The sequence below is a fragment of the Pseudomonas sp. NFACC14 genome (assembly GCF_900106885.1).
In the GTDB taxonomy this organism is placed as follows: Bacteria; Pseudomonadota; Gammaproteobacteria; order Pseudomonadales; family Pseudomonadaceae; genus Aquipseudomonas; species Aquipseudomonas fluorescens_AA.
Genome location: NZ_FNOA01000001.1, coordinates 952,938 through 962,699, shown reverse-complemented (window position 1 = coordinate 962,699; position 9,762 = coordinate 952,938). Strand labels below are relative to the sequence as shown.

Here is a 9,762-nt window from a genome sequence, read left to right as displayed (position 1 = left end):
TGGGCAACACGGTCACCAGCACCATCGTCATCGATATTGTCGACGACGTGCCCAAGGCTCACGGCGATTTCGCCTCGGTGGTGGAGGGTGGGACGGTCAATGGCAATGTGCTGGATAACGACGTGCTGGGCGCGGACGGCGGCGCAATCATCGGCGTGCGTGCCGGCAACGACACCACCAACCCGGCCATCGGTGGCTTGAATACCCAGATCAACGGCGCCTACGGCTACCTGACCCTGGACGCCAACGGCAACGCCGTCTACCACAGTAACCCGAACACCGTCGGCGCCCCAGGCGCGACCGATGTGTTCACCTACACCGTGCGCGATGCCGATGGCGATGAAAGCACGACGACCATCACCATCGACGTACACAACAGCTGCCTGGTCGCAGCAACCGACCATGACGTGACCGTCTACGAAAAAGCCCTCGACCTGAACCAGGACGGCCAGGACCTGGCCCCCGGGACCGTCACCGGCAGTGACCCGAGCGCCACCGGTGAAACCGCCACGGGCACCTTGGTGGGGTTTGTCACCGGGGCAACGGGCGCCGTGTCTTTCGCCTTGGTGGGTAATGGCGTCGGTGCCCATGGCCAACTGTTGCTCAATCCGGATGGTTCCTACACCTACACCTTGACCTCGCCGGCCACGACGGCGCCCGCCGCCAACGACGGCCCGAACGTGCTGAGTGAAAGTTTCACCTACCAGGCCAAAGACTCCCTGGGCAACACCGTCACGGGCAATCTGGTGGTGAGCATCGTCGATGACGTGCCTACCGCCATCGCGTCCGAGCGTTCGGTGACGGCGGTGGAGATCGATTCGAACTTGCTGATCGTGCTTGATGTGTCCGGCAGCATGAAAGACGATTCCGGCGTGCCGGGGCTCTCGCGTATGGATCTGGCCAAACAGGCGATCAGCGCCTTGCTCGACAAATACGACGACATGGGCGACGTCAAAGTCCAACTGGTGACCTTCAGCGGCAGTGCCACCGACCAGAGTGCCGTGTGGGTGGACGTGGCCACCGCCAAGACGCTGATCGCCGCGCTGAACGCGCACGGTGACACCAATTACGATGCGGCCGTGGCGATGGCCAAGACGGCGTTCGCCACCCCCGGACAACTGACCGGCGCCCAGAACATTGGTTATTTTTTCTCCGATGGCAAGCCGACCTTGGGCGAAATCGGCTCGGCGGACGAGGTCGCGTGGAAAGCCTTTCTCGATGCCAACGGCATCAAGAATTACGCCGTCGGCCTGGGCAGCGGTGCCAGAAACGTCAACCTCGACCCGTTGGCCTATGACGGCAGCACCCACACCGACACCAACGCAGTGGTGGTTACCGACCTGAACCAGCTCAACTCGGTGCTTTCCGGTACCGTGCAAGGCGCGCCGGTCACTGGCAACCTGCTGGGCGAAGGGGGCTCGTTCGGCGCCGATGGCGGCTTCATCAAGAGCCTGGTGGTCGATGGCACCACGTACAGTTATGACCCGGCGGCCAACGGTGGCCAAGGTGCGCTGACCGCCAGTGGCGGGGCCAACCACGGCACGTTCAACACTGTTGGCAACACGCTGAGCATCGCCACCGCCCACGACGGTACCCTGGTGGTCAACCTCGACACGGGTGCATTCAGCTATACGTCGCAGACGGCCACCAGCACCCTGATCACCGAGCACATCGGCTACACCGTCAGCGACCATGACGGTGACCTGGCGAGCTCCAACCTGGTGATCAACGTCGTGCCCAACAGTCCACCGATCGCTGTTGACGACAACGTCATCACCAACGTGCTGTCGGGCAACATCGTGATCCCGGGCGAGTTGCTGCTGGGTAACGACAGCGATGCCAACGGCGATCCGCTCACCGCGTCACCCACCAGTTTCAATACCGGTTGGGTCGCCAAAGGCGCGGACTTCACCGGCAGCACCGGCACGGCCAGCTTCACCGGCAACAACGTGCAGTCGATCAACCTCAGCCGCAGCGCTTTCGTCGCCAATACCGCGAGCATGACGGCGATGTTGGTGGTCAGCGGTGCATTGGGGATGGTGTCCAATAACAACACCAACGATGAAGACCGGCTCAACATCAGCCTCAAACAGGGCGAAACCCTCACCCTGGACCACAACCTGTCGGCCGGTCACATTGCGCTGGAGTATTCACTCAACGGCGGGCCATTCATTGCCATCAACGACGGGGCTTCTTTCACCGCGGCAGCGGATGGCAATTACCAGATCCACGTCACCAACATCGCCAATCCCGGCGGCGGTAATTCCAACGCTGCGGAGAACTATCAACTGACCCTCACCGTCGACTATGCCGGGGCGCAAGACAAAACGCCGGATTATCACGGCAGCTACACCGCCAGCGACAACCACGGCGGCAGTGACAGCGCTGCGGTAGGCATCAGCTATCAGGCGGGCCATACCCTGACGGGCACCAGTGGCGACGATGTGCTGTTGGCTGGCAACGGCGACAACATCCTCAACGGGGGCGACGGCAACGATGTACTCAGCGCCGGTTCGGGCAACAACACCCTGAACGGTGGGGCAGGCAATGATCTGCTCTACAGCGGCACGGGCAACGACCTGCTCGATGGCGGTACGGGCAACGACACCGTCAGCTACGCCCACGCCACGTCGGCAGTCACGGTGAACCTGGGTCTGTTGGCGGCGCAGAACACCCTGGGTGCGGGCACCGATACATTGAGCCACATCGAAAACCTCGTGGGCTCGAACTTCAACGACACCCTCACCGGCGACGGGGCCAGCAACCGCCTCGACGGTGGTCTGGGCCATGACGTGCTCAATGGCGGTGGCGGCGACGACCTGCTGATCGGTGGCCTGGGCAACAACACCCTCACCGGCGGCAGCGGTGCCGACACCTTCCAATGGCTGGCGGGCAACAATGGCCACGACGTGATCACCGACTTCACGCCCGGCATCGACAAGCTCGACCTGTCCCAGCTGTTGCAAGGGGAGAATGGCAGCGCGGCGTCCCTGGATGATTACCTGCATTTCAGCGTGAGCGGCAGCGGGGCGTCGGTCATCACCAGCATCGACGTCAGCGCCATCGCTGGCGCCACGCCGAACCAGACCATCGACCTGGCCGGCGTCAACCTCGCCAGTCACTACGGCGTCGCGCCAGGCGCGGGGGGAATCATCGGCGGGGCGGATACCGCGACCATCATCAACGGCATGTTGAATGATCATTCGTTGAAGGTGGACACGGTGTGAGGTGAGCTGAAATAACAAAACCCGCGATTTCCGGTCTGGAAATGGCGGGTTTTGTTATTCTTGGCTTGAAGAAAGGTCTGCTGGACACACAACCCCTGTGGCGAGGGGATTTATCCCCGCTCGACTGCGCAGCAGTCGCAAACCGGCGGGCGAGGTGTACCTGGTGTACCGCATGGGCTGGTTTTGGAAGCTGCTTCGCACCCCAACGGGGATAAATCCCCTCGCCACAGGGCGGCTGGCATCCCGGGCAGGTTCGGTTTCAAGGCTTGCGCAGGGTTTTTTGCTTGAGAATGTAGACCGTCACCAGCACCGCACTGGTGAGCATGAATCCTCGCGCCCACGGCAGGGGCACCAGGTAGCAGGAGAAGAGAATGCTCGCCCACATCAATCCGATGGCATAGACCTTGCCCTTGAGCGGGATGCCGTTGCCGCTGAGGTAGTCGCTGATCCACGGGCCGAGGCGGGGATGTTCGACCAGCCATCGGTAGAAGCGCGGCGAGCTGCGGGCGAAGCAGGCCGCGGCCAGCAGCAGGAAGGGGGTGGTGGGCAGTACGGGGACGAAAATGCCGATGACCCCCAGCACCACGCTCAGCCAGCCGATGGCCAGTAGAGCGTAACGCAGGATCAGCGGGCGGTTGCCGACTGGCGAGGGCACCCGGTCACTCAGTGGTGGCGAGGCTTGAGGATCGCCGGTTTCTCGTCCGGGGCGTTGCACAGCAGGTACAGGGCGGTGAGGGCTTCGGGGATCTGGACGATCATGTCGTCCATCAGGTTCGCGTCGGCGGCGATGTCGGAAAATTCCGGTTGTTCGTCGAACAGGCCGGAACCCACCATGATCGGCAGCAGCATTTCGCTGACTTCCTCTTCGGCGGTTTCGAACCAGGCGGCTTCGCGCAGGAACACGCCTTCCATGAAGCCGATGCACCAGCCACGCAGCTCCGAATCGTCCGGGTCATCGCCCAGGTCCAGTTCGCACGGCAGTTCGAATTCTTCGTCGGAAGCCAGTTGACGGGCGATGTGGGCCTTGAGGCCGACCAGGGTGGCTTCGATTTCGGCGCGCTGGGCTTCGTCGCTGTAATGCGGCTCCTCGGCGAACAGGGCGTCGATCCACTCACGATCCGGCACCGTTTCGGCGCAGATCGACAGGGCGGTCAGATAGCCGTGAGCGGCCACGTAGTCCAGCGCTTCCTCGTGCAGCTCATCGGCGTCGAGGAAGACTTGCAGGCGGGTCAGTTGCTCAGCGAAGGACATTACGGGCTACCTTGGGGAATAAACAATGCGGGAATTCTAGGCCTTCTTGAGCGTACAGGCCAGCCGCGTGGCGTATTTGCCTCTTGGCGGCCTGGGGGGAGGATACAAATGCGGGGGGCACCGCAAAGCAAATGTGGGAGCGAGCTTGCTCGCGATGAGGGCGTTACATTCCACATCTTCTCAAAATGACCCACCGCTATCGCGAGCAAGCTCGCTCCCACAGGGGCTTGTGATAACAGGAGCCATGTGTTGGCCATCCCAGCCGCACGCACCTCTTGTCAGCAGCGCCCTTCGCAGCGAAGGCCTCGGGTATACTGCCGCGTTTTGTGATGCCCTGCGGCGTCCCGCCGGTTCGAAACGCGCACTTACGATTTGCCGGTGCGGCGTTTGCGATTCTGAACCAGCCTTGCAGGGATGTTTCGGTGATTTTTGGAGTTTCTATGCTCGAACAGGCTCAACGCGTCCTCAAGGACATCTTCGGCTACGACAGTTTCCGTGGCCGCCAGGGTGCCATTATTGAGCGCGTGGCCAGCGGTGGCGATGCCTTGGTGCTCATGCCCACCGGCGGCGGCAAGTCCTTGTGCTTCCAGGTGCCGGCGCTGCTGCGCAACGGTCTGGCAGTGGTGGTTTCGCCGCTGATCGCACTGATGGACGACCAGGTCGCGACCCTCGAGGAACTGGGGGTTGCCGCCGCTTCGCTGAACTCCACCCTCAGTGCCGAGCAGCAGCGGGACCTGGCGACGCGGATCAAGCGCGGCGAAGTGAAAATGTTGTACTTGGCCCCGGAACGCCTGGTGCAGCCGCGCATGCTGGCGTTCCTGCAGAGCCTGGAAATCGCCCTGTTCGCCATCGACGAAGCCCACTGCGTATCTCAATGGGGCCACGATTTCCGACGTGAATACCTGCAGCTGGGGCAATTGGCGGAACTGTTCCCCGACGTGCCGCGCATCGCCCTGACCGCCACCGCCGACAAACGCACCCGCGAGGAAATCGTCGAGCGCCTGCACTTGCAGGAGGCCGAGCGGTTCCTGTCCAGTTTCGACCGTCCCAACATTTTCTACCGCATCGTGCCCAAGGAGCAGCCACGCAAGCAACTGTTGGCGTTCCTCGCCGAGCGCCGCAGCGATGCCGGTATCGTCTATTGCCTATCGCGCAAAAAGGTCGATGAAGTGGCGGCGTTCCTGTGTGAACAGGGGTTCCCGGCGTTGCCGTATCACGCCGGCCTGCCTAACGACCTGCGGGCCTACCACCAGAAGCGCTTCCTCAACGAGGAAGGCCTGATCATGGTGGCCACCGTGGCGTTCGGCATGGGCATCGACAAGCCCAACGTGCGGTTTGTCGCACACCTGGACTTGCCCAAGTCCCTCGAGGCGTACTACCAGGAGACCGGGCGTGCCGGCCGTGATGGCTTGCCGGCCGACGCCTGGATGGCCTACGGCCTGCAAGACGTGGTGATGCTCAAGCAGATGCTGCAGAACTCCGAAGGCGATGAGCGCCACAAGCGCCTGGAGCAGCACAAGCTCGACGCCATGCTCTCGCTGTGCGAAGAAACCCGCTGCCGTCGCCAGACCCTGCTGGCCTATTTCGACGAAGACATGCCCCAGCCTTGCGGTCACTGTGACAACTGCGTCGACGGCGTGGAAACCTGGGACGCCACCGAACCGGCCCGCCAGGCCTTGTCGGCGATTTTCCGCACCGGCCAGCGTTATGGCGTCGGACACCTGGTGGACGTGTTGCTGGGCAAGGACAACGAGAAGGTCCGCAATTTCGGCCACCAGCACCTCTCGGTGTTCGGCGTGGGCAAGGCGCGCACCGAGAGTGAGTGGCGCTCATTGTTCCGACAACTGGTGGCCCGCGGCCTGGCAGACATCGACCTGGAAGGCTACGGTGGCCTGCGCTTGTCCGAAACCTGCCGCCCCTTGCTCAAGGGCGAGGTGACCCTCGAACTGCGCCGCGACCTCAAGCCGGCCACGGCGATCAAGAGCAGCAAGAGCCAGGCCAGCCAATTGGTCCGTGGCGAAGAGCGCGATCAATGGGAAGCCTTGCGCGCTTTGCGTCGCAAGCTCGCCGAGGAACACGGCGTTCCGCCGTACGTCATTTTCCCCGATTCGACGCTGCTGGAAATGCTCCGCAGCCAGCCTACCTCCCTGGCGGAAATGGCCCGGGTCAGCGGTGTGGGGGCACGCAAGCTGGAGCGTTATGGCGAAGCCTTCCTCCAGGTCCTGGGGGGCGAGGTCGAAGCGCCGAAAGCGGTGGCGGATGTGCGCCACGAGCTCATCACGCTGGCCCGGGCCGGCATGACCCCTTTGCAGATCGCCGGGCAATTGCAGTGCTCGGAGAAAAACGTCTACACGATGCTGGCCGAGGCCATCGGCAAACAGCAGTTGTCCCTGGAGCAGGCACTGGATTTGCCCGAGGAACTGATGGGCGAGGTACAGGACGCGTTCCTGGACGGCGAGGGCGAGTTACCGCCGGTGTCCGAAGTCGCCGCGCTGTTTGTCGGACGGGTGCCCGAAGGTGTGCTGTATTGCGTCAGGGCTGCGTTGCAGTCGGAATTTGAAGTCTGATCAGTGAGTTGCGCTCCTTTAACGATTCAGTACAAGGCGAACCTTGCTTGAATCCAAAGCTCATGCTTAGCTTACTAATAATTAGTTTTTCTCTATTTCAGATCTGATGAGTTTTTTATGCCGTTAACCGATCAACACCGTTTTGGCATGCAGTTGGCGCAAATGTCTCGAGGCTGGCGCGCCGAACTGGACCGCCGCCTGGCCGGGCTGGGCCTGTCCCAGGCGCGCTGGCTGGTGCTGCTGCACCTGGCCCGTTTCGAACAGGCGCCGACCCAGCGTGAACTGGCCCAGAGTGTCGCCGTCGAAGGCCCGACCCTGGCCCGGTTGCTCGACAGCCTGGAAACCCAGGGGCTAGTGCAGCGCCAGGCGGTGGCCGAAGACCGTCGGGCCAAGAAAATCGTGCTCTGCGCACCGGCCCTACCGTTGATCGAACAGATCGAAACCATTGCCACGCAATTGCGGCGGGAGCTGTTCGAAGGTGTCGACGAGGCGGACATGCGTGTGTGCATGCGGGTTCACGGCACGATCCTGGCTAACCTGGAAAAATCCTGAGGCAGATCCCTGGCGTCGGACTTTTGAGATTCGCCGGTTAGCGAACTATAACCAGTAGTAAGCGTTCCTAAGGGAAGCGTTTACGCTGCGGTTGGTTCTGGTAATCGAAAGGGATGCCCATGCTTGAAAGTTTGCAGTCCACGTTGCGCAGTTGGGTCAACGTGTCGATCGTCGTGGGTACCCTGGGGGTTCCGGCCTTGGCGTCAGCGCTGGGCCTTGGCGAGATCACGCTCCATTCCGCCCTGAACCAGCCGTTGCGTGCCGATATCGCCCTGGTCGATGTGGCCGGGATCGGTGAAGGGGATCTGTCGGCCAGCCTGGCGAGCCCGGACGACTTCAGTCGTGCGGGTGTGGAGCGGGTGTTCTTTCTCAGCAACCTGCGCTTTACGCCAGTATGGCGTGGTGAGCGCAGCTTCATTCGGGTGACGTCCAGCAAGCCGGTCGAAGAGCCCTTTCTCAATTTCCTGGTGCAGCTCAATCAGCCCAATGGGCGCGTGCTGCGCGAATACACTGTGCTGATCGACCCACCGGGCTCACCGGGTATCGTGCCGGCCCGTGACGAACCGGCCTCGGAGCCTGCGACCCCGAGCCAGGCCACCCCGGCCATCAAGCCGCCCCCGGCGGCGCAGGGCAAGCGTTACACGGTCGTGCAGGGAGACAACCCCTGGGTGATTGCCCAGCGCCTGCATGACGCCGGCAGCAACGCCTCGGTCAACGAGTTGATGCAAGGGATCCAGGCCCTGAATCCCGGCAGCGACCGGCTCTCCATCGGCCAGCGCCTGTTGTTGCCCGACTCGGCCGTGCTGCCGACAGCGGCTGCATCCACCGCGGGACAGGCCTCCGCCATGGCCGATGAGCAGTTGGCCGCCAGCGTGCTGCAGAACCAGGAGCAACAGAAGACCATCGAGGCTCTGCAGGCGCGGCTCCAGGCCCAGGACGAGGAAATCGCCGGCCAGCGCAAGCAGATCAGCGAATTGCAGACCCGGCTGGCCGAGACCCCAGCCCCCGTTGCGTCGGCGCAACCGCAACCGGCGCAGCCTGCGTCGGAGCCGGCTCCGGATATCTCCCCCGTGACCGAACCGGTTGCAGAGCCCGAGGGCATCGATTGGACATGGGTGGCGGGGCTGGTGGCCTTGTTGGCATTGCTCGCATTGTTACTGTTCATTCGGCGACGCCAGCAGCATGACGAGTTGGGGCCGATGACCGAGCGCCCCGAGCCGATGCTGGAGGAGGGTGACGAAACCTTTGCGTCAATCCCCGACACGGAGCCATCCGAGGCTGCGAACTCGTTCAACAACGGTGATGCGCCCCAGGGGGATGTGCTGGAGGGCGTCGGGATCTACCTGACCTACGGCCGTTTCACCGAGGCCGCCGGGCTGTTGCGCGCGGCATTGCTGGCCGAGCCGGAACGTACCGACCTGGGCCTCAAGTTATTGGAGGTATTGGGCAAGCAGGGCGATGTCATCGGTTTCCAGGCGCAGGAACATCATCTGCTGGCACAAGGTGTCGATGCCGGGACACTGGCGGATATCCGTGGGCGCTATCCCAAGGTCGCCTTGATCACCGCACCGGTAGTGGAACAGGCGCAACCCCAGGTACCGGTTCTTGCGCCTGAACGTGAACAGGCACCCAGTGACGAGTTCGAGCTGGACCTGGACGCACTGTCCATGGACACCAGTTGGGACCTGGCGGATGACCAGGCCACCCTCGCCGGAGAAAAACGTGCAACGCCCCTGGCCGATAACAGTGTCGAGGGCTTGTCGCTTTCAGGTTTCGACGAATCGGAGTTGCAATGGGAAGCGCCCCTGGAAACCGAGTCGCTGGACGATGATTTCCTCGATGGCTTTGCCGATGAAGAACAGGCGCTGGAATTTGAGCCGCTGGCCCTTGAACCTGTTTCCCTGGACACCCTGTCCCTCGAACCCCAGGTCCCGGAACATTCGGTCAAGCTGGAACAGGCACAGAACTGCATCGACGATGGCGACCTGAAGACCGCCGTCACCCTGCTTGAAGAATTGCTCGAAGAAGGTGACGAACCCCTCAAGCAGACCGCCCGGGTGCTGCTGGCGGGGATTCGCTAAGCGCCATCGAGGTTGTAGCGACTGGCCTCATCGTGAGCAAGCTCGCTCCCACAGGAATCTTCGCCCCCATGTGGGAGCGAGCTT

6 protein-coding genes are annotated in these 9,762 nt (G+C 62.7%); 4 read left to right on the top strand and 2 right to left on the bottom strand.

Annotated features, from left to right (window positions below):
• Positions 1-3,227: type I secretion C-terminal target domain-containing protein (locus BLU85_RS04480; RefSeq protein WP_139212801.1), on the top strand; the 3,227-nt coding region annotated here is incomplete at its 5' end.
• 259 nt (positions 3,228-3,486) lie between these two features.
• Here BLU85_RS04480 and BLU85_RS04475 read toward each other — a convergent pair.
• Together BLU85_RS04475 and BLU85_RS04470 are read right to left on the bottom strand one after the other, a co-directional pair.
• A complete protein-coding gene (locus BLU85_RS04475) occupies positions 3,487-3,882 on the bottom strand; it encodes a YbaN family protein (protein ID WP_092204511.1) in 396 nt (131 codons plus the stop codon).
• Between the two features lie 8 nt (positions 3,883-3,890).
• The gene (locus BLU85_RS04470) at positions 3,891-4,478 is read right to left on the bottom strand and encodes a UPF0149 family protein (RefSeq protein WP_060738682.1); all 588 of its coding nucleotides are present in this window, start codon (positions 4,476-4,478) and stop codon (positions 3,891-3,893) included.
• A gap of 440 nt (positions 4,479-4,918) precedes the next feature.
• On the opposite strand from BLU85_RS04470, the gene recQ reads away from it, so the two are divergent.
• The 3 genes from recQ (at position 4,919) to BLU85_RS04455 (ending at position 9,678) form a co-directional block, all read left to right on the top strand.
• Positions 4,919-7,045, top strand: coding sequence for a DNA helicase RecQ (recQ, locus tag BLU85_RS04465; protein ID WP_092204512.1), 2,127 nt, complete (start codon positions 4,919-4,921; stop codon positions 7,043-7,045).
• A 117-nt stretch (positions 7,046-7,162) separates the two neighbouring features.
• Positions 7,163-7,597, top strand: coding sequence for a MarR family transcriptional regulator (locus tag BLU85_RS04460; RefSeq protein ID WP_003199001.1), 435 nt, complete (start codon positions 7,163-7,165; stop codon positions 7,595-7,597).
• Between the two features lie 119 nt (positions 7,598-7,716).
• On the top strand, positions 7,717-9,678 hold the full coding sequence (locus BLU85_RS04455; protein WP_092204513.1) for a FimV/HubP family polar landmark protein: 1,962 nt from the start codon (positions 7,717-7,719) through the stop codon (positions 9,676-9,678).
• Positions 9,679-9,762 lie beyond the last annotated feature (84 nt).

What these genes read in the sequence shown, in the direction of transcription:
- BLU85_RS04470 (WP_060738682.1), bottom strand. Translation starts at nt 4,478, where the DNA reads ATGTCCTTCGCTGAGCAACTGACCCGCCTGCAAGTCTTCCTCGACGCC.
- recQ (WP_092204512.1), top strand. Translation starts at nt 4,919, where the DNA reads ATGCTCGAACAGGCTCAACGCGTCCTCAAGGACATCTTCGGCTACGAC.
- BLU85_RS04460 (WP_003199001.1), top strand. Translation starts at nt 7,163, where the DNA reads ATGCCGTTAACCGATCAACACCGTTTTGGCATGCAGTTGGCGCAAATG.
- BLU85_RS04455 (WP_092204513.1), top strand. Translation starts at nt 7,717, where the DNA reads ATGCTTGAAAGTTTGCAGTCCACGTTGCGCAGTTGGGTCAACGTGTCG.